At 40.4% G+C, this 24,056-nt stretch carries 22 protein-coding genes and 3 tRNA genes; 4 read left to right on the forward strand and 21 right to left on the reverse strand.

The genetic code is table 11. The features are described 5' to 3' along the window. The gene (locus WSC_RS0106340; RefSeq protein ID WP_016955081.1) at positions 1-1,416 is read left to right on the forward strand and encodes an FAD-dependent oxidoreductase; all 1,416 of its coding nucleotides are present in this window, start codon (positions 1-3) and stop codon (positions 1,414-1,416) included. Between the two features lie 77 nt (positions 1,417-1,493). Here WSC_RS0106340 and dusA read toward each other — a convergent pair whose 3' ends face one another. The 20 genes from dusA to leuS form a co-directional block, all read right to left on the reverse strand. Further along, the gene (dusA, locus tag WSC_RS0106345; RefSeq protein ID WP_040394055.1) at positions 1,494-2,486 is read right to left on the reverse strand and encodes a tRNA dihydrouridine(20/20a) synthase DusA; all 993 of its coding nucleotides are present in this window, start codon (positions 2,484-2,486) and stop codon (positions 1,494-1,496) included. Positions 2,487-2,568: 82 nt separating this feature from the next. Further along, on the reverse strand, positions 2,569-3,030 hold the full coding sequence (locus tag WSC_RS23975) for a DUF6436 domain-containing protein (RefSeq protein ID WP_016955083.1): 462 nt from the start codon (positions 3,028-3,030) through the stop codon (positions 2,569-2,571). 52 nt (positions 3,031-3,082) lie between these two features. Then, complete coding sequence (locus tag WSC_RS0106355) at positions 3,083-4,564, reverse strand: methyl-accepting chemotaxis protein (protein WP_016955084.1); 1,482 nt, start codon at positions 4,562-4,564, stop codon at positions 3,083-3,085. Between the two features lie 194 nt (positions 4,565-4,758). Continuing rightward, a tRNA-Phe gene (locus WSC_RS0106360) sits at positions 4,759-4,834 on the reverse strand. Between the two features lie 16 nt (positions 4,835-4,850). Next, positions 4,851-4,926: transfer RNA gene (locus WSC_RS0106365), tRNA-Thr, on the reverse strand. A 23-nt stretch (positions 4,927-4,949) separates the two neighbouring features. Beyond that, positions 4,950-5,025: transfer RNA gene (locus WSC_RS0106370), tRNA-Phe, on the reverse strand. Between the two features lie 151 nt (positions 5,026-5,176). Continuing rightward, positions 5,177-7,357, reverse strand: a complete 2,181-nt coding sequence (locus WSC_RS0106380) for a TonB-dependent receptor (protein WP_237716291.1) — start codon at positions 7,355-7,357, stop codon at positions 5,177-5,179. A gap of 140 nt (positions 7,358-7,497) precedes the next feature. After that, positions 7,498-8,463, reverse strand: a complete 966-nt coding sequence (gene lipA, locus WSC_RS0106385; RefSeq protein WP_016955086.1) for a lipoyl synthase — start codon at positions 8,461-8,463, stop codon at positions 7,498-7,500. Continuing rightward, a complete protein-coding gene (gene lipB / locus WSC_RS0106390; protein ID WP_237716293.1) occupies positions 8,456-9,043 on the reverse strand; it encodes a lipoyl(octanoyl) transferase LipB in 588 nt (195 codons plus the stop codon). The genes lipA and lipB overlap by 8 nt, the downstream gene beginning before the upstream one ends. An 84-nt stretch (positions 9,044-9,127) precedes the next feature. Beyond that, the gene (ybeD, locus tag WSC_RS0106395) at positions 9,128-9,391 is read right to left on the reverse strand and encodes a DUF493 family protein YbeD (protein WP_016955088.1); all 264 of its coding nucleotides are present in this window, start codon (positions 9,389-9,391) and stop codon (positions 9,128-9,130) included. 188 nt (positions 9,392-9,579) lie between these two features. Further along, the gene (locus tag WSC_RS0106400; protein ID WP_016955090.1) at positions 9,580-10,734 is read right to left on the reverse strand and encodes a serine hydrolase; all 1,155 of its coding nucleotides are present in this window, start codon (positions 10,732-10,734) and stop codon (positions 9,580-9,582) included. 104 nt (positions 10,735-10,838) lie between these two features. Next, on the reverse strand, positions 10,839-11,633 hold the full coding sequence (locus tag WSC_RS25480) for a septal ring lytic transglycosylase RlpA family protein (protein ID WP_016955091.1): 795 nt from the start codon (positions 11,631-11,633) through the stop codon (positions 10,839-10,841). A 3-nt stretch (positions 11,634-11,636) separates the two neighbouring features. Then, a complete protein-coding gene (rodA, locus tag WSC_RS0106410) occupies positions 11,637-12,749 on the reverse strand; it encodes a rod shape-determining protein RodA (RefSeq protein ID WP_016955092.1) in 1,113 nt (370 codons plus the stop codon). After that, on the reverse strand, positions 12,749-14,623 hold the full coding sequence (gene mrdA, locus WSC_RS0106415) for a penicillin-binding protein 2 (protein WP_026016702.1): 1,875 nt from the start codon (positions 14,621-14,623) through the stop codon (positions 12,749-12,751). Before mrdA ends, rodA begins: the two co-directional genes overlap by 1 nt. Before the next feature lie 3 nt (positions 14,624-14,626). Next, the gene (rlmH, locus tag WSC_RS0106420) at positions 14,627-15,097 is read right to left on the reverse strand and encodes a 23S rRNA (pseudouridine(1915)-N(3))-methyltransferase RlmH (protein ID WP_016955094.1); all 471 of its coding nucleotides are present in this window, start codon (positions 15,095-15,097) and stop codon (positions 14,627-14,629) included. After that, positions 15,094-15,411 carry a ribosome silencing factor gene (gene rsfS, locus WSC_RS0106425; protein ID WP_016955095.1) on the reverse strand — a complete coding sequence of 106 codons (318 nt, stop codon included), beginning with the start codon at positions 15,409-15,411 and terminating at the stop codon, positions 15,094-15,096. Before rsfS ends, rlmH begins: the two co-directional genes overlap by 4 nt. Before the next feature lie 30 nt (positions 15,412-15,441). Beyond that, entirely contained in the window at positions 15,442-16,077 is a 636-nt protein-coding gene (gene nadD / locus WSC_RS0106430) for a nicotinate-nucleotide adenylyltransferase (RefSeq protein ID WP_016955096.1), read from the reverse strand. After that, positions 16,078-17,124, reverse strand: coding sequence for a DNA polymerase III subunit delta (holA, locus tag WSC_RS0106435; protein WP_016955097.1), 1,047 nt, complete (start codon positions 17,122-17,124; stop codon positions 16,078-16,080). Continuing rightward, the gene (locus WSC_RS0106440; RefSeq protein ID WP_016955098.1) at positions 17,124-17,621 is read right to left on the reverse strand and encodes an LPS-assembly lipoprotein LptE; all 498 of its coding nucleotides are present in this window, start codon (positions 17,619-17,621) and stop codon (positions 17,124-17,126) included. Before WSC_RS0106440 ends, holA begins: the two co-directional genes overlap by 1 nt. Before the next feature lie 13 nt (positions 17,622-17,634). Further along, on the reverse strand, positions 17,635-20,229 hold the full coding sequence (gene leuS, locus WSC_RS0106445; protein WP_016955099.1) for a leucine--tRNA ligase: 2,595 nt from the start codon (positions 20,227-20,229) through the stop codon (positions 17,635-17,637). Between the two features lie 178 nt (positions 20,230-20,407). On the opposite strand from leuS, the gene WSC_RS0106450 reads away from it, so the two are divergent. Both WSC_RS0106450 and WSC_RS0106455 read left to right on the forward strand, forming a co-directional pair. Next, positions 20,408-20,887 (forward strand): zinc ribbon-containing protein, encoded by a 480-nt coding sequence (locus WSC_RS0106450; RefSeq protein WP_016955100.1) that lies wholly within the window; start codon positions 20,408-20,410, stop codon positions 20,885-20,887. Between the two features lie 130 nt (positions 20,888-21,017). Then, on the forward strand, positions 21,018-21,818 hold the full coding sequence (locus WSC_RS0106455) for a hypothetical protein (protein WP_016955101.1): 801 nt from the start codon (positions 21,018-21,020) through the stop codon (positions 21,816-21,818). A gap of 109 nt (positions 21,819-21,927) precedes the next feature. Here the strand turns inward: WSC_RS0106455 and WSC_RS0106460 are convergent, their stop codons facing one another. Further along, on the reverse strand, positions 21,928-22,779 hold the full coding sequence (locus WSC_RS0106460) for a CvfB family protein (RefSeq protein WP_337459646.1): 852 nt from the start codon (positions 22,777-22,779) through the stop codon (positions 21,928-21,930). 114 nt (positions 22,780-22,893) lie between these two features. On the opposite strand from WSC_RS0106460, the gene WSC_RS0106465 reads away from it, so the two are divergent. After that, positions 22,894-23,616, forward strand: coding sequence for a YebC/PmpR family DNA-binding transcriptional regulator (locus WSC_RS0106465; RefSeq protein WP_026016703.1), 723 nt, complete (start codon positions 22,894-22,896; stop codon positions 23,614-23,616). Positions 23,617-24,056: the final 440 nt, after the last annotated feature.

The raw sequence follows: 24,056 nt of genomic DNA on the forward strand, positions 1-24,056 counted from the left end.
ATGAGCAAAAACGTATATCAATTTATGGACGTAGAACGTATTGATCCGCCCAAAAAGCCGATTGATACGCGTAAAATTGAGTTCGTAGAAATCTACGAACCACTAAGTGATTCACAAGCAGCAGGCCAAGCAGATCGCTGCTTGGACTGTGGTAACCCATACTGTGAGTGGAAATGTCCGGTACACAACTACATTCCACAGTGGTTAGATTTAGCGAATCAAGGTCGTATTTGGGAAGCTGCAGAGCTTTCGCACAAAACCAATAGCTTGCCTGAAGTATGTGGCCGTGTATGTCCACAAGATCGTTTATGTGAAGGTTCTTGTACCTTAAACGACGAATTCGGTGCAGTAACTATAGGTTCAATTGAAAAGTACATTACTGACACAGCTTTCAAACAAGGCTGGCGTCCAGATATGTCAAACGTTGTTAAAACTGACAGAAAAGTAGCCATTGTTGGTGCTGGTCCTGCAGGTTTAGCAGCAGCTGACGTATTAGTACGTAACGGTGTAAAACCAGTTGTATTCGATAAATACGAAGAAATTGGTGGCCTATTAACTTTTGGTATTCCAGCATTCAAATTAGAAAAAGACGTTATTACTTTACGTCGTCAAATTTTCGAAGAAATGGGTATCGAGTTTGTACTAAACACTGAAGTTGGTAAAGACGTTCAATTCCAAGAATTGATTGACCAATACGACGCAGTATTTTTAGGTATGGGTACTTACAAATACATGAAAGGTGGCTTTGAAAATGAAGACGCTGAAGGTGTATTTGATGCATTACCATTCTTGATTTCAAACACCAACCGTTTAATCGGCTTAGAAAAATCACCTGAAGATTTCATTGATATGAAAGGCAAAAAAGTGGTTGTTTTAGGTGGTGGTGATACAGCTATGGACTGTGTACGTACTTCTATCCGTCAAGACGCGGAAAAAGTAACTTGTGCATACCGTCGTGACGAGCAAAACATGCCAGGTTCACGTCGTGAAGTTCAAAACGCACGTGAAGAAGGTGTTGAGTTTGAATTTAACGTACAACCTTTAGCGATTAAAGTTGACGCTAACGGTAAAGCTACTGGTGTTGAATTTGTCCGCACACAAATGGGTGCACCAGATGCAAACGGTCGTCGCCGTGCAGAAAAAGTTGAAGGTTCAGAGTTTGTAATGGAATGTGATGCTGTAGTTGTTGCATTCGGTTTCCAACCTAACCCAGCACCTTGGTTAGCTGACTACGGTGTAGAGCTTGACCAGTGGGATCGCGTAAAAGCACCTGCTGACGGTCAATTTAAATATCAAACCAGCAATGAAAAAATCTTCGCTGGTGGTGATATGGTTCGTGGTGCAGACTTAGTTGTTACTGCTATCGACGAAGGCCGTAAAGCTGCTGAAGGTATTTTGGATTATTTAGAAGTTTAAGTTAAATAATTTAAACCGATTAAAAAACCCAGCTGACGCTGGGTTTTTTGTTTGTTAACTTTGAAGTTTAGGTTTGACTACCCTTCCATAGCCGCAAAGGCACCCTCAAACACCTCAATACCATGCGGATAGTTACGTGCATTTTCACTTAAATAACGTCGCCACATACGCGCATTTGGTTGACCATTGAATAGACCCAACATATGTCTTGCAATATGCCAAGCGGTTGTTTGATAACCTGTATCTGAAACAGCCGTTTCGCGCTCTATATAAGGATACATTGCCTCAACGACTTGACGACGTGAAAGTATAGGCTGCTCACAAGAAAACAGCTTAGCGTCAAGCTCAGCTAACATATACGGGTTTTGATAAACCGCTCGACCTAACATTACACCATCAATGTGCTGTAAGTGCTCATCCACCTGCTCAAAAGTCTCGATACCACCATTAATGCTAATTTGTAGCTCAGGGAATTCCTGCTTAAGCTGATACACTCTTGGATAATTTAACGGTGGCACTTCACGATTTTGTTTAGGGCTTAAACCTTGCAACCAAGCTTTACGCGCATGCACAATAAAGTGTTCACAACCTGCATCAGCTACTTGCTCAACAAAGCTTTGTAAAAACGCATAATCGTCGCTGTCATCAATGCCAATACGGGTTTTAACCGTTACTGGAATATCCACTTCCGCCTGCATAGCTTTAACACAATCTGCAACCAACTCAGGTTTAGCCATTAAACAAGCGCCAAACATACCGTTTTGCACGCGGTCTGAAGGACAACCGACGTTAATATTAATTTCATCATAACCGTACTCTTGCGCTTTAATCGCAGATTTGGTCATATCAGAGGCATCACTACCACCAAGCTGCAAAACCACAGGGTGCTCAGCATCATCAAATTTAATGTAATCACCTTTACCAAATAAAATAGCGCCTGTCGTAACCATTTCGGTGTATAAAACAGCGTGTTGCGACATAACACGGTAGAAATAGCGGCAATGGCGGTCAGTCCAGTCAAGCATAGGGGCGACTGAGAATGTGTGGTTTACAGGTTTGATAGACTTCATGGTATTAATACTGTGCGGAGCTAAAGGCGAAATAAAAAATGCATTATACCTTTTGCTAAGCCACTGTGTCGAATCATCAACACTAACTATGACAATAACACCCCTTAGCATCGCTAATAATAGTTGCACCTAAATAAGCTTGTTCAGAGGATATATAGTTTTCAACTATACCTTGTTGAGGTGCGCAAAATAGGCCTGTTGCATACGGGCCTAAATACACTAAAAGCCCTTGCTGATTAAATACCGCAACTGCTGGTGTTGAGGGAATATAAGAAATTAAGGCTGAGTCACTGGTAACAGTTAGTTGGTTATTAATAAAACCTTGTTCAGTGGCGAGTTGTTTTACCGAATCAATATGAGGTTTAGCCACAGTTTGGCAATAACATCTTGTGTCCGCTGCAAAGTGCAGAGTTGTATTGCGAGTATCTATACCAGCAGATTGTAGCTTATTAACAAATTCGCGTTCAAAACTTGCTTGTGCGCTTAACAAAGTTAGTTGATTGTTTGGATCAAACAAACCAACTCGCAAATTAGATAAATACAAAATGCTACCAAGCAAGACACTCGCCCATACTACAATAAACAGACTAACCGCTTTAAATTTTGAAGCGCGCCATTTCTTGATTAAGCTGCTCGATATGTTTGTGCAATAGTGCAAAATTATCTCCGGCCATGTCGGCGTACTGTTTTAATTGTTCAGAGGTTAACGACAGTTCTTGCGTTGAATGCGAAATACTTTGCGATACATTACTCTGCTCTTCAACAGCGGTCGCAACATACGCAATATTTTCCGACACTTTGGCTATGTCATTAACCACATTCGCAATTTCAGCTTTAGCGGTTGCTGACGCCGCATCAGCAGTTGACGCCCGCTCTAAACATTCGTTCATTTGTGTTACTGACTTTTCAGCATCAGTTATCAAAGAGGCTGTAATATCACTAATTTGTTCAGTATTCTCGCGAGTACGCATCGCCAATTGACGCACTTCGTCCGCGACTACGGCAAATCCCCGACCATGTTCCCCTGCGCGCGCACTCTCAATTGCCGCATTTAACGCCAATAAATTGGTTTGCTCAGAAATCGACTTAATCGCCTCCATGACCTCTTTAATACGATTACATTTTGTCGCCAAAGAATCTATCGTGGTAGCCGCACACGACAACTCAGTTTTAAGCTGTGACATTTCTTGGCTGCCATTGGTAATCACCTTGTCTGCTTCATTAGCGCGCGTTAGCGCTGCTTCGGTAAAGGTATTCACATCAGCTGCCCGCTCGGCAACATCTGAGTTAGCGGTGGTCATTTCTTCAGTGGCCGTGGCAATTAAAGCCACCTGCTCGTTGGTTGTTTCGGTTGACTGTTCAACATTGGCGGTTAACGAAGCAACCTGTTTAGACAAACCAGCAACTTCTTGATTCACTGCACTTGCATGTGAAACAAACTGCTGAAAAGAGCTAATTAACTGATTAAAGCCGCGTAGATTGCGGTTCTTCTGGTCTAACTCAACACCTAAATTAAATTGACCTTGCTGTGCCAAAATTTTCTCGACGGTATTAGTTAACTGCAAACCAGCTTGCGCCTCGCGTAAGCTAGTTTTTGCGACAAACATTAATAAAGCTGCTTCTGTTACCGCGAATAATGCATGGATAATTAAGATATAAAATTGCAAATGCGATTGCTCAAATACATATATAGACATGCCTTGGCTTTGCAAAATAAAAAAGCTGATGTGGTGCAATGCGACCACAATCACGCTGGTTAAAATCACCGCCCAATCACGATAAAAACTTAAAAAAGCCAGCATGACGAATATTTCAAAATGGATTTCAATTAATCCTGACGTTTGGTGAATATGCAAAGCTGCAAACAACTGAATCGCTATACCAACACTATGCCGAGAAACAGCAGCAAAAGGCTGCGAGAATATTAAAAAAAGTGGTACGGCTAAGATAGCTGAGCCTAACACTACAGCTTCAGTCCAAGTGCCGGTAAAAAACGCGATTAAGAAAGATAAAATGAACTGGCCAATCAACACACCAGTGAAAATTCGATTTGATTTTTCAATCCAAGGATATTGCATTGTGACCTCAAATTTTGTTGGAGCATGTAGCTATACAGACTAGCCTTAAGTCTAGGCGCTTAAGTAAAATGTGCCAGAACAGAGTCGAAAAGATGTGGTGTTATACGCAAAAAATAAGAAAGAAGATCAAAACTTATATTAGATAAACTGTTACGAGAAATATGTAAGATTTAAGAGATTTGAATGGAACCAAATGGTGCCCAGAGGCGGAATCGAACCACCGACACGGGGATTTTCAATCCCCTGCTCTACCGACTGAGCTATCTGGGCTTTAAGATGTTTTAAATGGTGCCGACTGCCGGAATCGAACTGGCGACCTACTGATTACAAGTCAGTTGCTCTACCAACTGAGCTAAGTCGGCACATTTAAAAACTTTTAGATAAATGGTGCCCAGAGGCGGAATCGAACCACCGACACGGGGATTTTCAATCCCCTGCTCTACCGACTGAGCTATCTGGGCACTTATCTAAACCAGCATCTTAAGCTTCAAGCTGCTGCGGGCGTGTATTAAACGGATTTTGCGGTACTAAGTCAACCAATTTGTTTTATTTTTTTCAAAAAAATTAGTTTTTTAGTTTGTTTGCTTAAACTATGAACAAGATGGTTATTTTTTACCATAAATAGGTCAATTTTACGCCCCCGTTTAGCGGTAAACCTGGGCTAGAAATAACAGCCAATGCACCGGTAGAAGTTGGTGATGCAAATTTGTGAACATAATATTTTTCGTCTGTCAGGTTTTCGACCCACACATCGAGCAACCATTTTTCACTGTCAGGTGTAAATCTAATTTTGCTGCTCAATAAATGATATGCCGGAATAGCAGATATATCTAAATTTTCTGGCTCTTGGTAAGTTGTGCCTTTGTATCTATAACTCATATGCCATTCAAGGTGATAAGCATCAAACCAATTTGGGTAATAGCTCAGATTAACCGCATAAGAAGATTTAGGTGCGTTACGCAATTTATTGTCTTTAACATTTGGGTTTCCTTTAAAACTTTCATAACGGGCATTTAATAGTGCTAAGTGGCCACTAAAATGCCAATTAGGTAAAACATTGGGTGCTATCCCCCATTCAAACTCGACTCCCTTGCTAGAAGCTTCAGCCGCATTTTCAACTGAAATTGGGCTAACAGGCGCTTGAGATTCACGTTGTAATAAAACTTGTAAATCTTGATAGTCTGTGTAAAACACTGTAGCGTTTAATCTAAATTGATTTTGCCACCAATCAGACTTAACACCGATTTCGTAGTTATCAGCATATTCTGGTGCAAAACCCAGCTCTGCATCTGCTTTGGTTGGCGCGACACCTTGGTAACCACCACTTTTATAACCTTCAGCATACCTTATATAGCTATATAAATTTTGCTGCCACTGACTGGATAACATAAGTTGTAGTGTATTGGCGTTAAAGCTACGCTGATTGTTGGTTTGATAGACTTCATGAATAATCAACCCATCAACTTGATCTGTCACTTGTTCGACTTGCTTTTTTTCATATCCCACTCTATAGCCAACAGAAAGTTTGTGTACCGAGTCAAACGCATAATCCAAATTAAAGTAGGCTGCATAAGTGGTGTTGTCTGATTGCTGAAAATTGCTCGAAGCCGTAGATACAACAGTACCCGGAGGAACGGCTTGTGTTGGGGTAGATAATATTAAACTGCCCAAATCAAATGTGTAACTTTCACTGCGGTTTGCTTGGCTATCCATCCAATATAAACCAGCAAGCCATGCAACTTGAGTGTCGAATATTTGTTGGCCAAATAATCTAAACTCTTGGCTTAACTGTTGAGCATCTTCGTTAATGGCAATGTCCGCTGCAAAAAAATCACTATATTGGACATCAGCTCCAGATAACGGCTCTAACAAGTGGCTTTCAGACTCTTTATACGCTGTGATTGAGTGCAATTGAACCGAAGCAAAGTTGTGTACCCAAGTGAGTTGAGCACCAGAATTAGTGTTTTCGGCCATACCTGCATCTGAAGATAAAGTGTGATAAAAATCATTAAATACTTCTGGCTGAGTCAGTGAAATGATTTGCCCAAGCCCGCCTCCAGTAACAGTGTGACCTTTGGCATTTTGGTCGATATCATTGTATTCCAAGGCTAAATTTATCTGATCATCGGTTTTTATATAAGCGAATTGCAAATGCGCTGATTGTTGATTTTGATCTGAATAAACACCCCGACCATTTGCATCTTTAATATAACCATCACGCTGATGACTGCCAAAAGACACGCGAGCAGCAACCTGTTCACTCAATTGTTGATTCAACATTAAATCAAAATTATGCAGTCCCAAGTTTCCAACACCAACACGCGCTTTGTATTCATTGGCTAACACAGGTTTATTACGGATAAAATGAATCACACCACCCACACCATTTTTCCCATACAAAGTGCCTTGAGGACCACGCAATACCTCTATGCTTTGTAAATCAAAGCTATTCATATATACGCTAGACATTCGGTTTAGGTAAACCTGATCAACAAACATGGCTACAGAGCTATCCCCTGCAGCAGAATCGTCATTTGAACCTATGCCGCGAATATAGATCTGTGGCTGAATAATATTGATTGTGCCAAGCGCTAAACCTGGTACTTGAGTTTCGATATCTGTAAGGCTGTTCAATTCGCTGCGCTCAAACTGTAGTTTGCCAATTGCCGAAACAGCTAGAGGAGTCTTTTGTAAATTTTCTTTTTTATGTTGAGAAACAACTTCAATCGTTTCAATTTCATTTGCTGCGATAACAAGTGGTGAGATTATTAAAAAAGCAGCAGACAAAAGCATCTGTCTACCTAAGGTTGAATAACCAATAACAAAAGGGGATCTTAGTGCTTGTGGCATCTACACACTCATTCTAGTTTTATGCTAGTTTCAGTGTAGACGCCTATTTTTATTTTGTGAAATTAAGTTAACTTTTCAGTTAGTTATTTCACTTCTTCACCGGCAGCTTGTTTATCCGCATGGTAGCTTGAGCGCACCATAGGGCCACAAGCAGCATGGCTAAAGCCTAAATCTTTGGCAATGCCATCTAGCTCATCAAACTCTTTAGGATGAACATAACGTTTGACCGGTAAATGATGGCGCGAAGGTTGTAAATATTGACCTAGAGTTAACATATCAACATTATGTTCACGTAGGTCTTTTAATACTTCAACAATCTCTTCGTTGGTTTCACCCATACCCATCATTAAACCTGATTTAGTGGCGACATTAGGGTTATCTTCTTTGAAGCGACGCAATAACTCTAACGACCACTTATAATCAGCACCTGGCCTTGCCATTTTGTATAAACGCGGTGCGGTTTCTAAATTATGATTAAATACATCTGGCGGGCTGGTATTCAATATTTTTAACGCCACTTCCATGCGCCCTCTAAAATCAGGTACTAGCACCTCAATTTTAATTTCAGGGCTGTATTTACGAATGGCGTCAATACAATCAACAAAATGCTGTGCTCCACCATCACGTAAATCATCACGATCTACCGATGTGATGACCACATACTTAAGCTTCATTTCAGCTATGGTTTTACCTAGTTTTTCCGGCTCATTTTCATCTGGCTTTAATGGACGGCCGTGTGCCACATCACAAAATGGACAGCGACGTGTACAAATGTCACCCAAAATCATAAATGTGGCTGTGCCATGGTTAAAACATTCAGCTAAGTTAGGGCATGATGCTTCTTCACAAACCGAATGCAAATTATTTTTACGCATGGTTTGTTTAATATGCTCAATTTTTTCGCTGCTACGTGGCAACTTAATTTTAATCCATTCAGGTTTGCGCAACATTTCCGATTTTTCAGTTGGCAAAACCTTCACCGGAATTAAGCGCATTTTGTCTTCATCACGTAGCTTTTCACCGGCTACCGGACGTGCTGGTTTATTCATTTTCAAACCCTATCTTTTCGACCACATTGGTATACTCTAAGTGTTTTACAAGCTGTTGCGTTAACTCTTGTTTAGCCGCGGTTATATTTTGCGGCCCACCGAGCGCTGATGTTTGTGTCATTTGTAAACCTTGATACCCACAAGGATTAATTCGTTGAAACGGTGCTAAATCCATAGCCACGTTTAACGCTAAACCGTGAAACGAACAACCACGGCGAATGCGTAAACCAAGTGATGCAATTTTTTGCTCATTTACATATACACCTGGTGCATCCTTTTTAGCATAAGCCTCTATGCCGTCACCTTGCAGTAGATCAACTATGCTTTGTTCTATTGCGGTTACTAGATTACGTACACCAATGCCTTTGCGTTTTATATCAATTAAGGTGTAACCAACCAATTGACCTGGGCCGTGGTAAGTTACTTGACCACCACGGTCAACCTTAACCACAGGAATATCACCCGGCATTAATAAATGTTCTTCTTTACCCGCTTGCCCTTGGGTAAATACGGCAGGATGCTCAACCCACCATATTTCATCTATTTGTTCGGCGGCGCGAGTTTGGGTAAAGTTTTGCATTTTTTGCCAAACAGGCAAATAGTCTTGCGTACCGAGTTCGCGGACAATTAGCTCGGATGCTAATGCTGACTTAGCTTCAGTCAATTACATCACCATTCTAACTGAGTCGATATCAGCTAAATCTTTGTATAAGGTTTCTAATTGCTCTTTGCTTTGTGCAGTAATGCTAATGGTCACAGACTGGTAGTTACCTTTACCACTTGGTTTACTGGTAGGACGATAATCACCCGGTGCGTGTTTTTGTACCACAGCAACCACTTTTTCCATCAGTTGTGAGTCGTTGGTGCCTAAAACTTTGAAAGGAAATTGGCAAGGAAATTCTAAATATTCGTCAAACTTAGTTTTCATCTCAACCTTATTGCTGCGTTTGGACAAGAATGCCGCATAGTATAACGCATTCGCAGGGAGAGCTAAAAACAAAAAAGCACAGTGAAACTATTCACTGTGCTTTTTATGGTTATTTTACCGCCGTTATAAAGAAAAGCGCGGCAAACAAATTTAACGCAGCTATCAGGAAAAGCAGCAGCTAGAAATTGTTACTTAAATTGCATTTTTAGGTAGTCGATAGCTCGTGACATCAAACCACCTTCGTTAATGCTTTCTAATGCCACTAACGGGTATTCAGCTAAGTCTTCACCATCTAACTGTAAAAACAATTTACCAACCACAGCGCCTTTTTTAACTGGAGCAACTAACTCTTGATCAAGTTGAATATTAGTTTTTAAGTTTTTACGTTGACCACGTGGAATAGTGATAGCTGTGCTTTGGGCAATGCCTAATTTAACTGTGTCTTTGTCACCCATCCAAATAGCTTGGTCGGCAAATTTAGTACCCGCTTCGTACGGAGTAATAGTTTCAAAAAATCTAAAACCATAATTTAATAATTTTTTGTTTTCGTCTTTACGCGCACGCTCTGATTCAGTGCCCATAACGACAGAAATTAAGCGCATATCCCCTTTGGTTGCCGAAGTAACTAAACTATAACCAGCCGCTTCTGTATGGCCAGTTTTAATTCCGTCTACATCTAAACTTTTATCCCACAACAAGGTATTGCGGTTATATTGTTTGATACCGTTAAAGGTGAAAGATTTTTCTGCATACAAGGCATATTCATCTGGCGTATCACGAATAAGCGCTTGGGCAAGTGTTGCCATATCACGCGGTGAAGTAAAATGGTTCGCCGAAGTTAAACCATGGCTGTTTTCAAAAAATGATGAAGTCATGCCCAATTTTTCTGCATGTGCATTCATTAAACTGGTAAAAGCACCTTCAGTGCCGGCAATATGCTCTGCCATGGCGACACAAGCATCATTACCTGATTGAATAATAATACCGCGATTTAAGTCTTCCACAGATACTTGTTTACCGACCTCGATAAACATTTTTGACGATTCCGGAAAGTTTTTCGCCCAAGCTCGTTCACTGATAGTGACTAAATCAGAGTTTTTAATATTGCCACTTTTAAGTTCTAAACCGATAACATAACTTGTCATCATTTTAGTTAATGAGGCTGGGTCTAACTGCATGTCGGCGTTTTCACTAGAAATAACATAACCTGTGTTGTAATCAACTAGGATATGGCCTTTAGCGTTTACTTTTGGCGGGCTAGGTAAGATTGCCGCAGCATTAAATGCAACCAGACTGATCCCAACACTGAGGATCCCAACTGTACGTTTGATAATTTTTTTCATGATAAATTTTGCTGACTTCTGGATTTAGTTTTGAAAAATTAAGCTTTAAGCCAAATTAGCGCGTAGTGATTATACCCAAGCTAGTTGCAATTAACAGAGCCAATTTATTCCGGTAACTCATGCACAGGTCGAATATTGGTAAACTCTTGTGCATTTGTATAACCACTGCGAATTAAGTCTGCTACAACTTGCTCGGCTTGCGCCTGTTCTTCCATTGGCCCTGCAATTAGGTGAAAAGTTCCGCTATTTTCAACAATTTTAGTTGGTAATTGAAACAAAGCGGCAATTGCCGACGATTTATCCTGTAAGTTGCTTTTTACATCGCCTTTTTCAACTTGGATATAAAAACCTGGCGCAGAGTGCAAAGCTTCCACTTTGACATTGGCAGTGCCTGTTTGGGTAATACCGAGTTTAAAAGCGGCAGCATAAGATAAATCTATCACTCGCCCTGGATGAAATGGTCCTCTGTCGTTCACCCGTACAACAGCTTTGCGGCCGTTGTCTAAGTTGGTAACGCGTACATAAGTAGGTAAAGGTAAGTTTTTATGTGCTGCACTCATTGAGTACATGTCATATATTTCGCCGTTTGAGGTTAAATGGCCGTGAAATTTTTGCCCATACCAAGACGCAATACCGGTTTCGGTAAAACCTTCGGCACTTTTCAGCACTTGGTAATCTTTGCCCCACACTGAATAGTTTTTATTGCCACCTAAACTGGGTTGCTCGTAAATAGGCGTTGGGTCTATAGTTTCATGCGCAAGTGGCAAACGCGCTGGTGCAACATCTTGTTTTAGTGCATAGCGACTGCTAGATTCTTTGGTGTTTTGACAAGCCGACACAAGCATAAATAAAGGCAGAAGAATGATTGCTTGGTATGGTTTTAATATATGCAATTTCATCTGTTAGTTGTCTCGTAAAAAACGTCTATGTGTACCTATCGCCATTATAATACCGAAGCCAGCCATTATGGTCACCATAGATGTGCCCCCATAACTGACTAGAGGTAACGGCACCCCAACCACAGGTAATATACCCGAAACCATGCCCATGTTTACAAACACATATACAAAAAAAGTTAAGGTAATGCTACCTGCAAGTAATTTGGTAAATGCATCTGGCGCACGAATAGCAATAACCATTCCGCGGGCAATAATATAAAAATAAATAGCCAGCAGTGACAATACACCAACCCAGCCAAACTCTTCAGCAAATACAGCAAAGATAAAGTCAGTGTGCCGTTCAGGTAAAAATTCTAGTTGTGACTGCGTACCCTTCAACCAGCCTTTACCCCACATACCACCTGAGCCTATAGCTATTTTTGATTGAATAATATGGTAACCAGAGCCTAATGGATCTGTTTCTGGATTCAAAAAGGTTAACACCCGCTGCTTTTGATACTCGTGCATATAAAAGTACCAGAGAATCGGCGCTGTAATTAAGCCTAAAATGGTAAAACCACCAATTAAGTGCCAGCTTAATCCAGCTAAAAAGAGCACAAATAGGCCCGACGACGCTATTAATAATGATGTACCTAAATCCGGTTGTTTAGCAATCAGCATTGTCGGAAACATAATTAGCGCAAATCCGGCAATAGAATAGCCTATACTTGGCGGCAAAGGTTTACGTGCAATAAACCAAGCAATCATTATCGGCACGGCAAGCTTCATCATTTCCGACGGCTGAATTTTTGTTACACCTATGTCTAACCAACGCTGTGCACCTTTCCCCATTGAACCAAATAACAATACAGCGATAAGCAACAAACACCCACCAATAAACAAAGGTGGTGCCCAACGCAAATAAAAACTCGGTGGAATTTGCGCTACGACAAACATAACGCCCAATGCGATACTAAGGCGAGTAATTTGTCGGGTGATCAAAGCTGTATCTTGTCCAGAGGCGCTATAAATAATGAACAAACCTGCAACCATCAACACAACTAAACCAAGCAAAAGTGGCGCATCTATATGTAATTTACGTAATAATCCAGTTTGGTTGCCGACTTGCGCGTTCATTAAAAATTCTCCGGATAGTGGGCAAAATAATAATCCATCATAGTCCGAGCAACAGGTGCTGCGTTTTTACCACCACCACCAACGTTTTCTATTATCACAGCAACAACAATTTGCGGGTCGTCTACGGGTGCAAAACCAACAAATAATGCATTATCTCTATGGCGTTCTTCAATTTCGTCTGCGTCGTATTCTTGATCTTGCGCTATGCTAATCACCTGGGCTGTACCAGTTTTACCAGCTGCTTTATAACTGACATCACGATAAGCCGCATGGCCTGAGCCTGTTGGTTTAACCACTACACCTTCCATTGCGGTTTTAATAATTTGCCAATTGCGCTGTGACTTGATTTCTACCGGTTTTCTATCTATTGCAGGAACAGGTAATTCACCTGTTTGCGTTTTGGTGGTTTTAAGTAATTTAGGTTCGAAATGTGTACCTTCATTCGCCAAGATACTAGTTGCGAGTGCAAGTTGAATTGGTGTCGCCGTCCAATACCCCTGGCCTATACCTATACTTATGGTATCGCCTGCATACCAAGGTTGGCGAAAACGACCATATTTCCAATCACGCGAAGGCATAGTTGCACTAGTTTCTTCGTGAATATCTATGCCCGTCAATTCACCAAAACCAAACTGACTCATAAATTCAGAAATTGAATCCATACCTAATCGCACCGCAAGGTCGTAATAATAAACGTCACACGACTCTTCAATCGCCTTGTAAATATCAACCCAACCATGACCCCAAGCTTTCCAATCACGATATTTATGTTCAATGTCTTTAAGTTGATAATAACCCGGATCCCAAATACGTGTTTTTGTAGTAATTAGTCCTGACTCTAACCCAAGCAAACCTATGTGCGGTTTAATGGTTGATGCGGGCGGATATCGGCCTTGCGTTGCGCGATTAATTAACGGCCTGTCCTTGTTACTCAGCAGCGCTTTGTAATTTTTACTGCTAATGCCATGCACAAATAAGTTCGGGTCGTAACTTGGATTGCTGTAGATACTTAAAATGCCGTTGTCTTTTGCATCCAGTACCACTATGGCACCTCGGCGTTCACCTAACGCTTGTTTGGCAACTTTTTGCATTTCTATATCTAAACTTAAAACCAAGTCTTGCCCTGGTGTCGGCGGCTGCTCTGATAAAGTTCTAATCGGACGTCCGCGATTGTTTACCTCAACTTCTTGATAACCCACCTGTCCATGCAGCGTATCTTCATAATATTTTTCGATGCCAAGTTTACCTATATCATCTGTGCCTTGATAATTGGCGGTTTTCCCTTCCATTTCGAGGTTATTCGCATCTTTTTGGTTTATTTTCGCTACATAGCCAATTGCATGTGTGGTTAATTCGGCATATGGATAATGGCGTTTAAGGCGCGCTTCAATATAAGCACCATGCAGTCTATGTTGATTCACCGCGATAATCGCGGCTTCTTCTTCGCTTAGACGCGATTTTAAAACAACAGGTTTAAATTTGCGTCTTTGCTGACGGGCATTTTTACTAAAATCTTCAATTAAATCAGCTTCGAGTGGGATCAACTCAGTCAGTTCAGCAAGTAATTCATCCATATCATCCACTTGCTCTGGTATAATTTCTAAGCTGTAAAAAGAGGTATTTTCCGCAAGAATTCGGCCAAATCTATCGTAGATTAGCCCTCGATTAGGTGCAATCGGTAGTACTTTAATGCGGTTACCATCGGCGCGGGTTTGGTAGTCTTGGTGTTTATCAACTTGTAAGCCGCGCATATTCAAAGCGAGTATAGTGCCAAGTACTACAACCATAACAAGCGCAACTATGACCCGACGAGCAAATAAATTTGCTTCGGCCAAATGATCTCTAATTGCTACCCTGCGACGCCAATTTAACATCAACTATTCTCTGTGATACGGATGATTTTGGGTAACACTCCAAGCTCGGTATAAACCTTCAGCAACAATCACACGCACCATAGGATGAGGCAAAGTTAATGCTGATAATGACCATTTTTGTTCGGACGCAGCAATACAAGCAGGCGCTAGACCTTCAGGGCCACCGACTAACAAACTGACATCACGCCCATCTTGCATCCAACTTTCTAATTGTTGGGCAAGCTTGGGGGTGGTCCAGCTTTTACCTGTCACTTCTAATGTGACTATGCGGTTGCCTTTACCGACAGCCGCTAACATTAATTCACCTTCTTTTTCGAGAATGCGCTTAATGTCAGCATTTTTGCCACGTTTACCTGCTGGTATTTCAACTAATTCAAAACTGCAATCACGTGGAAAACGCCGCTGATATTCTTCAAAGCCTTGTTCAACCCAAGCTGGCATTTTTTGCCCAACCGCAATTAATTGGATTTTCATGCCCAGAGCTTTTCAATTTGATAATGGTCTCTTTGTTCTTCCACCATTACGTGTAAAACCAAGTCACCAAAATCAACTAATACCCACTCACCATAAGATTCACCTTCAATACCTAGTGGGCGAAAATCTGCATGTTTTGCTTCGTTGGCTACATGTTTGGCAATTGAGCGTACATGTTGAGTAGAGTTACCTGAACAGACAATCATAAATTGGGTAAAGGTAGATTTTTCACGGACGTCGATTTCAATAATATCTCGACCTTTCATATCATCAATTTTGTCGACTACAAACGACTTCAATTCTTCAATTTGCAAAAGAGTTAATCTCCAGTTTCGTAGAAAGATTTATAACTGATATAAATCATGTTTAATTATATATTCATTTACTGCAGCTGGCAGTAAACACAAACAATTGAGGCCAGCTTGATAACGCTGGCGAATTTGGCTAGAAGAAATTTCTAGCTCTGTGGTATCGGCAATAAATACATGCCCGCAGGGTTTACTGCTCAGCAGGCTGACATCTTGGGTTTCAACCTGTAATAAATATTGTGCGATATCCTGATTTAAATCTTGTTTACAGCCGCCTCTTGGCACAACCAATAAGTGGGCAAAGTCAGTGAGTTGCTGCCAATCAGCCCAAGTATCTAAGCTATTGAGTGAGTCCATACCTATCATAAACACTAAGCTATCGTCAGCAAATTCCCTGCGTAATTGTTTGAGTGTATCTATGGTATAGGAAGCTTGTTCGCGCAAAAGCTCACGACTATCAATTTGTAAACGGCTATCAATACTGCTTGCCAACTCACACATAATCATTCTTTGTTCTGGTGTTTCAGTTGGATTGCTTTTGTGCGGCGGAATACAGTTAGGTAATAAATGAATTGAATCTGCATTTAACAATTCAGCTACTTCGAAACTCGCTTGTAAGTGGCCGTTATGAATTGGATTAAAAGTGCCACCATAATAAATACGCACCTGCATTTAATCTGCACCCATTTCCGCTATCATCAATTGATTAAATTGATGAATTTGGCTTTGGCTGCTGAACAAGGCACAAATATGCGCAATATGTAAATACGGGCTATCCAGACCATGCGATTTATAATTTATTTCAAACTGTGCAAGTGCTTGTTGAATATTTTCCAATAAAGTTAAATTGAGTCGCTGTAATGCCTGGCGATATAAACCTTTACGGTTATCCCAAATGCGTAATTTTTTACACACAGCTTCAAACTGATTGCCCGCCAAGCAGAGCTCAATCAAGTTATCGACTTCACGCTGTAACATCCAAGTTAAAATAACCGGCTCTAACTCTTCACCTTCTAAGCGTTTAATTATTTGCACAACTTTCTGGCGATTGTCGGCCAAAATATCTTCAGCTAACTGGAATACAGTAAAACGTGAATGATCAGATACCGCCTCACGCACTTGTGCTTCGTCAATCTGTTGATTTGGATATATCAAAGATAAACGTGCAACTTCTTGCGCAGCACCAGCTAAATTGCCTTCAAATAAATTGCACAACAAGGCTGTCGCTTGTGGTGTAACATTCAGTTGATGTTGTTGAAACTGACCACGAAACCAATCCGGTAATTTGTTGCGCTCAATTTCATAAACAGGAATATACCAAGCTTGTTTATCTAGTTCTTTAAACCATTTAGTTTTGGTTTGTTCTGCACCTAGCTTGCCACCCCAAACAACCAACAAATGTTCATTGTCTGATATAGCACACCAATCTTTAAAAAAGGCTGCACCTTCTTTACCCGGTTTAGCATTGGGCATTTCCACTTCAATCAACTTTTTGCTGGCAAATAACGACAAAGCTTGCGCTTCATCTAATACAGTTTGCCAACTAAAATCTTCTTCACTATTAAAGCGCAAACGCTCATCAAAACCTTGGGCTAAACAGTGCTGACGAATTGCATCTAACGCTTGTTGCTGTTGGTATGGCTCGTCACCAAATACCAAAATAACTTTGGGTAGACTTTGTTGCAGCTGCCTTTGCAGTTGATTGAAATAAATACGCATTAACGATTTTCCATTGATGCGAGTTGTAACAATATTTGCTCAGCCGCATGGCGGCGCAATTCAGCCAACAAAATCTTCATTTCTTTTGATTTTGCTAATACAGCATCCGGATCGTCTTGGTAATCGCGCACTGCTTGTACATTAAGCACGCGCAGTTGTTGCTCTGGTAGTTGAAAGCTGTAACTCACTGTATATATGAGTTCGTACTCAGCCACCTGCGCGTTTGGAAAGAGTGATAATACTTCTCTGTCTAACTTAGCATTATTTATTTTCAAACGTGCACAGCTATCGTTGTTCACTAGGTTCACTTTTGAGCGAACTAAGCGCTTTTCAAGCTCCATGCCCAGCAGTTTAAATTCACCTTGGTCTAAACAAATATTTTGCAAAGAAGGCGGCAAAGCATAACTACCACGTAATTGAAAACCACAACTGATTAGAAACAACAGAGCCAGCATAATGCTGGCTTGTTGGAGTATGCGCTTAAAAGCTCTATTCATCTGTTGGTACTTATTAGTTAGCAACAATATTTAATAGCTTGCCTGGAATATAAATAACTTTACGAATGGTTTTATCGTAAGTAAAACGCGAGACGTTTTCGTCGGCTAAAGCTAAAGCTTGCACTTGCTCTTGGCTTGCATCAATTGCAACAGTAAATTTAGTTCTTAATTTACCATTTACTTGCACAACGATAAGTTTTTCGTCTTCAACCATAGCGCTTTTGTCAGCTTGTGGCCAAGTAGCATCTTCTAATGCAACTTGATTTCCAAGAGCTTGCCAAATTTCGTGACAAACATGAGGCGTAATTGGCGCCAACAATAGAGTAATGCTGTTTAAAGCTTCACGGACTAATGCGTGATCTTGAGCATTGTTCGCTTCAAACTTAGTTAGCTTGTTCATAAACTCCATGATCGCAGCAATCGCAGTATTAAAAGTTTGACGACGACCTATATCATCACTGACTTTTTCAATGGTTTTATGTAACTCTCGGCGCAAACCTTTTTGTTCGCTGGTTAAACCTGCTAAGTCTAGTGCCTCTACTTGAGCGGCCGCAGCTGTATGTTCTGCCGCTGCACGCCATAAACGACGAAGGAATCTATTGGCACCTTCTACACCTGAATCAACCCATTCTAAGGTTTGTTCTGGTGGCGCAGTAAACATCATAAATAAACGCACAGTATCGGCACCATATTGGTTAATTACCGTTTGTGGGTCGATACCATTGTTTTTCGACTTAGACATTTTGCTCATACCAGCGATTTCGACTGGTTGACCATCTGGTTTATAAATGGCTTTAGCTGGGCGGCCTTTGTCGTCGTATTCAACATCAACATCAGCTGGTGAATACCAAGATTTGCCACCATTGTCATCTTCACGGTAGAAAGTTTCAGCCAATACCATGCCTTGACATAATAATTTTTTAAACGGCTCGTCCGATTGCACTAAACCAACATCACGCAATAATTTGTGGAAGAAACGCGAATACAATAAATGTAAAATTGCGTGTTCAATACCACCAATATATTGGTCAACTGGCAACCAATAATTTGCTTCAGTCGGTTCTAACATGCCTTCTTGATATTGCGGCGAACAGTAACGCGCGTAATACCAGCTAGACTCCATAAAGGTGTCGAATGTATCGGTTTCTTTGAAAGCTGGCTGGCCGTTATATTCAGTTTTTGTCCATTCAGGGTCTGCTTTAATCGGTGACGTTGTTCCATTCATGACAACATCTTCTGGTAAAACCACAGGTAGTTGATCTTCAGGTACAGGTACAGCATCACCATTTTCCAAATTAAGCATTGGAATTGGTGAACCCCAATAACGCTGACGAGAAACACCCCAGTCGCGTAAACGGAAGTTTACTTTAACTTCACCTTTGCCTGCTGCTGCAAGTTTTTCAGCAATGGCTTTAAATGCACCAGCAAAATCTAAACCGTCAAATTCACCTGAGTTAACTAAAATACCTTTTTCGGTAAAAGCTTCTTTAGTTAAATCTGCAGTTAATTCACTATCCGCCGCAGGCTGAATTACTTGTTTGATTGCTAATTGGTATTTTTGCGCGAATTCATAATCGCGTTGGTCGTGTGCTGGTACTGACATAACCGCACCTGAGCCGTAGTCCATCAACACGAAGTTAGCTGACCACACTGGTACTTCTTCGCCAGTAATTGGGTGAATAGCAACTAAACCAGTCGCACAGCCCAATTTTTCCATAGTTGCTATATCAGCTTCAGCAGTTTTAGTGTTTTTACACTTGTCGATAAAAGCAGCTAACTCTGGATTATTTTCTGCTGCAGCCAAACATAGTGGATGCTGCGCGGCAAGCGCCACATAAGTAACACCCATTAAAGTGTCAGGGCGAGTAGTGTAAACCGTGAAAGATTCATCCGAGTCTTTTAATTTAAACTCAATTTCGACACCTTCTGAACGGCCAATCCAGTTGCGTTGCATGGCTTTTACTTGATCAGGCCATTCGTCTAATTGGTCTAAATCGTCTAATAACTCTTGCGCATAATCAGTAATTTTGACAAACCACTGAGGAATTTCTTTACGCTCTACTAGCGCACCTGAGCGCCAGCCGCGACCGTCAATAACTTGTTCGTTAGCCAAAACAGTTTGGTCGACCGGATCCCAGTTAACCGTCGCCATTTTTTTATACACTAAACCTTTTTCATACAACTTAGTGAACAACCATTGTTCCCAACGATAATATTCAGGTTTACAAGTGGCTAACTCGCGCGACCAGTCGTAACCAAAACCAAGTTGGTTTAACTGATTTTTCATGTAGTCGATATTTTCGTAAGTCCACTTAGCTGGCGCTGTGTTGTTTTTAATAGCGGCGTTTTCAGCGGGTAAACCGAAAGAGTCCCAACCCATAGGTTGCATCACGTTTTTACCCAACATACGTTGGTAACGACTAATTACATCACCTATGGTGTAATTACGTACGTGACCCATGTGTAATTTACCACTTGGGTATGGGAACATAGATAAGCAGTAGAATTTTTCTTTGTTTGAGTCTGCTTTAACTTCAAATACTTTATTTTCTTGCCAATACTGTTGAACTTTCTGTTCAATTTCTTGCGGGTTATATTGCTCTTGCATGCACTATTATCCGGATACTGTAAGCTTACATTAATACTAATTAAATTTTGTTGCATAGGATAACTTACCAGCAAAGACAACGCCAATATTCGAATAACAATCTATACTAAATATTGAAATAAAATTGCCATTTAACCTGAGTTCAGGTTTTTTCTTGCTGACAAAGGAGCGATTCACCATGAAAGCGAACAAATACCAAATGCTAATGGCTAAATTTTCAACTTGGTTAAAAGACAGTGCAGAACAAGAAACGCGTTCAATTGCTGAAGGTGTTGAGTTTTTAGAAAACTGGTTGCAAACAGGTTTAGAAGTTCATCAGCAAGAGTTCTACCATTCGTGGCAATATTTTCAACGTGATTTAGCCTACTTTATTGACGGATACCAGCAAGAAGCGAATGAATCCACATTTTATTTAACTGTAAAAGACAACCTATGGACCCTATTAGCAGAAATGACAGATAGAACTCAGCTTGAGTGGCGTGAGTTTTCCAGCGATTTAGATCATCAAGGCGTATACACAGCTGGTGAAGAAATCGCTTTTGGCCGCTTGCAATGTAGCCAATGCAAAGAAATTTTACTGATCAATCATGTACAAATAATCCATCCATGCCTTGAGTGCGGCTGTACTCAATTCTCTCGCTTAAACGCAGTGCCATAACTTTCTTATGGTGCTGTAACAATTTTTTAATCTATTTCACATTTATATCATTGACTTTAAGGGGCGTAGTCAGGCATGCTCACAAGCGCTTAAAAACTAAGCGTAATCTAATAATATTAAGGTAGAAGTTATGGAAAAACTATTAAAACAAATGTTCATCCCTTTAACCCTAGGCTTGACTCTGAGCACACCAGTTTCCGCACAATCTAACATTATTGCAGACGTAAATAACCCAGTGATTGGCTTAATTGGCGCAAGTTACGTCGACCCAGAAGCTGCTTATGGCAATACTGTCGGGCTAACTGCATTAAATGGTTCTTCGTATCGTGGTATCAATGATTTTTTAATAGGTGAGACAATTAACGACCCAACAGGATTAGTGTTTCGAGAAAAAGCAGAAGGTGGTGCAACCACAGACGGAGCAAACGGCTTTAACAGTATGTTAGGTCAAGCCCAAGAATTGTATGAGCACACAACAATGTGGGGGGATGGCTCTCATCTAAAAGCTGCGGTTTTGTTTCAATTTAATGATTGCAAACACACAATAGCCGGCCTTTGTCCTACAATGGAAGATGTTTTAGCTGGGCCAATTCAAAATACTTTGCAAACCATAGCTTATTTGCAACAAAACGATGTAAAAGTGTTTGTAATCAAGATGCCAGCTTACGAAGATTTAGACTTAGTTTTGACCGAAGAAATTTTTTCACAAGTCACACCAGGTTTTGCTGCAGCATCAGAAGAACAATACAGATTACTCCAACAAGCGTATGAACAACATGTCTATACTGCCGAGGGTGTTGTGTTGATTGATGCTTGGAATAAGTTTAAACACATGGGTGACGGACTGCACCCTGACTATAAAACTCGCAAAAAAGCGGCAAAAACAATTGTAAAATCTTTAAAAAAAGCGCTTAATAAAGATTCAAATTAATTTACAAGTTACACAATATTACAACAACAACGCACTTACACACAGCAAAGCCTAGCCACACACTAGGCATTTGGGCTACAGCAAACTTGTCTGTAGCTTTTATTTTTCTTTATTTAGCTTTGTTATCCGACAAATAAATCCCATCTTTTTCTATACGGATATACTTTTGTTTGTACAAACCACCAATGGCTTTTTTGAATGCACCTTTGCTCATAGCCAATTCTTGTTTGATCACATGTGCATCGGTTTTATCGTGTAAAGGCAAAAATCCATTCGCTTGTTTAAGCTCACTAATAATTTGTTTGGCATATTTATCTAAAGTTTCGCGGTGGCTTTGCAGCATTAAATCTATTTTGCCATCAGCACGGACTTGTTTGATAAAACCATCAACATGTTGGCCAAAACTCAAACGCTCAAACACTTCATTTTGATACAATACGCCAGAATGGCGGTTTTCGATAATCGCGTTATAACCTAAATCAGATTTATTTAGGATCATCAATTTTACTGGCTGGTTAGCTGAGTATTTGGCAGGCGTTCGGTTCAAATATTGATCAGTTTTATTCGAAGCTGCCATGCGTCCCGCATCATCTAAATATACATAAACCATATAACTGCGGCCAACTTCCATCGGCTGTTTTTGTTCAGATAATGGCACTAGTACATCTTTATCAACACCTATGTCTAAAAACGCGCCATATGGACTTAATGCAGATACTTTTAAACAAGCAAAGTCGCCGACTTGCGCTTTTACTCGGCGCATGGTCGCTGTTAAACGCTCTTTTGAATCGCTAAAAACAAAAGCTTCAACTTTTTCGCCAATTTCAGGTTTACCTAATGTCCACTTACGTGGCAAAAAAACTTCACCTAAATCTTCGCCATCTAACCAAAAGCCAATTTCGGCACCTTTTAATACAGTAAGCGACTGCACGCGGCCTAATTCAATCATTATTTGCTTCACGTAAAAAATTTGCCTGCATTATATACCCAAGCGACTTGAAGATACATAACACACGCTAGCATCTTAGCCTTGCTTGAGTATAATACGTGCAATTATTTAACAGTTGAGATTGTTATGGGAAGAAGTTTCGAAAACCGCAAAGCGTCTATGGCGAAAACCCACGGCGCAAAAACAAAACTATATTCAAAATATGGTAAAGAAATTTATGTTGTCGCTAAAAATGGCAGTCCAGATCCAGATGCAAATATTGCACTTCGCCGTTTAATTGATAAAGCGAAAAAAGATCAAGTTCCAGCACACGTTATTGAAAAAGCAATTGATAAAGCCAAAGGTGGTGCTGGCGAAGACTTCCAACCAGCTCGTTATGAAGGTTTTGGCCCTGGTAACTGCATGGTGATTGTTGACTGCTTAACTGACAACTCAAACCGTACTTTCGCCGATGTACGTAACTGTTTTACTAAAACAGATTCAAAAATGGGCGCTCCAGGTTCAGTTGTCCATATGTTTGAACACCAAGCCGTATTTGCATTTAAAGGCGAAGACGACGAAGCTATATTAGAAACTTTGTTAATGGCTGATTGTGACGTTGCTGATATTGAAAGTGAAGATGGCATGTTGACTGTGTTAGCACCACACACTGAATTCTACAAAATCAAAACCGCTTTAGCTGAAGAAGCAGGTATTGAAGAGTTTGAAATTGAAGAGATCACCTTCAATCCACAAACTTATGTTGAACTGTCAGAAGATGATATGGCTAATTTTGATAAATTTATCAATATGCTAAACGATTGTGATGATGTACAAGAAATCTATCACAATGCTGAAATTCCAGCGTAAAACCGCGAAAGCTGCTAGGTCTACGCTGACCTAGCAAGCGCACCAAAACAAAACAAAAACTAAAACCATCCGCACCACAAAAGAACAAAAACAAAATTAAATCACCATTTTAATGCAAAATATATCCAATAAAAGAGTAAATCGATAAATCAACTCCCCAACATAATACAACAAAAAGTTAATATTATGTTTTAATCTAATTAAACCTCTCCCTAGCTAAGTGCAAAAACCTCAACAGTTGCAAATAAAGTTAGCCAGATGAAAATCAATCAAAACACCAACATAGTGCACTTCCAACTTCACACATCAACTTAACACACTAAAAAATAAAGAAATAAAATCTAAAACCTCGCCATCACTGCAGAGAGATAATAGTGGTATTTATAAAACCACTTTAAATTTAGGCATTGATGTTGCTATTCCTTGAGTCTGATATTTTG

The sequence above is a fragment of the Catenovulum agarivorans YM01 genome, assembly GCF_000281085.1.
GTDB classification, from domain to species: domain Bacteria; phylum Pseudomonadota; class Gammaproteobacteria; order Enterobacterales; family Alteromonadaceae; genus Catenovulum; species Catenovulum agarivorans.

Coding starts and splice junctions, on each gene's coding strand:
- rlmH (WP_016955094.1), bottom strand. CDS start 15,097: ATGAAAATCCAATTAATTGCGGTTGGGCAAAAAATGCCAGCTTGGGTT.
- WSC_RS0106440 (WP_016955098.1), bottom strand. CDS start 17,621: ATGAATAGAGCTTTTAAGCGCATACTCCAACAAGCCAGCATTATGCTG.
- WSC_RS0106380 (WP_237716291.1), bottom strand. CDS start 7,357: ATGCTTTTGTCTGCTGCTTTTTTAATAATCTCACCACTTGTTATCGCA.
- WSC_RS0106400 (WP_016955090.1), bottom strand. CDS start 10,734: ATGAAAAAAATTATCAAACGTACAGTTGGGATCCTCAGTGTTGGGATC.
- rodA (WP_016955092.1), bottom strand. CDS start 12,749: ATGAACGCGCAAGTCGGCAACCAAACTGGATTATTACGTAAATTACAT.
- WSC_RS25480 (WP_016955091.1), bottom strand. CDS start 11,633: ATGAAATTGCATATATTAAAACCATACCAAGCAATCATTCTTCTGCCT.
- WSC_RS0106450 (WP_016955100.1), top strand. CDS start 20,408: ATGAAAGCGAACAAATACCAAATGCTAATGGCTAAATTTTCAACTTGG.
- mrdA (WP_026016702.1), bottom strand. CDS start 14,623: ATGTTAAATTGGCGTCGCAGGGTAGCAATTAGAGATCATTTGGCCGAA.
- lipB (WP_237716293.1), bottom strand. CDS start 9,043: ATGCAAAACTTTACCCAAACTCGCGCCGCCGAACAAATAGATGAAATA.
- WSC_RS0106465 (WP_026016703.1), top strand. CDS start 22,894: ATGGGAAGAAGTTTCGAAAACCGCAAAGCGTCTATGGCGAAAACCCAC.
- dusA (WP_040394055.1), bottom strand. CDS start 2,486: ATGAAGTCTATCAAACCTGTAAACCACACATTCTCAGTCGCCCCTATG.
- nadD (WP_016955096.1), bottom strand. CDS start 16,077: ATGCAGGTGCGTATTTATTATGGTGGCACTTTTAATCCAATTCATAAC.
- WSC_RS0106340 (WP_016955081.1), top strand. CDS start 1: ATGAGCAAAAACGTATATCAATTTATGGACGTAGAACGTATTGATCCG.
- WSC_RS0106355 (WP_016955084.1), bottom strand. CDS start 4,564: ATGCAATATCCTTGGATTGAAAAATCAAATCGAATTTTCACTGGTGTG.
- holA (WP_016955097.1), bottom strand. CDS start 17,124: ATGCGTATTTATTTCAATCAACTGCAAAGGCAGCTGCAACAAAGTCTA.
- WSC_RS0106455 (WP_016955101.1), top strand. CDS start 21,018: ATGGAAAAACTATTAAAACAAATGTTCATCCCTTTAACCCTAGGCTTG.
- lipA (WP_016955086.1), bottom strand. CDS start 8,463: ATGAATAAACCAGCACGTCCGGTAGCCGGTGAAAAGCTACGTGATGAA.
- leuS (WP_016955099.1), bottom strand. CDS start 20,229: ATGCAAGAGCAATATAACCCGCAAGAAATTGAACAGAAAGTTCAACAG.
- ybeD (WP_016955088.1), bottom strand. CDS start 9,391: ATGAAAACTAAGTTTGACGAATATTTAGAATTTCCTTGCCAATTTCCT.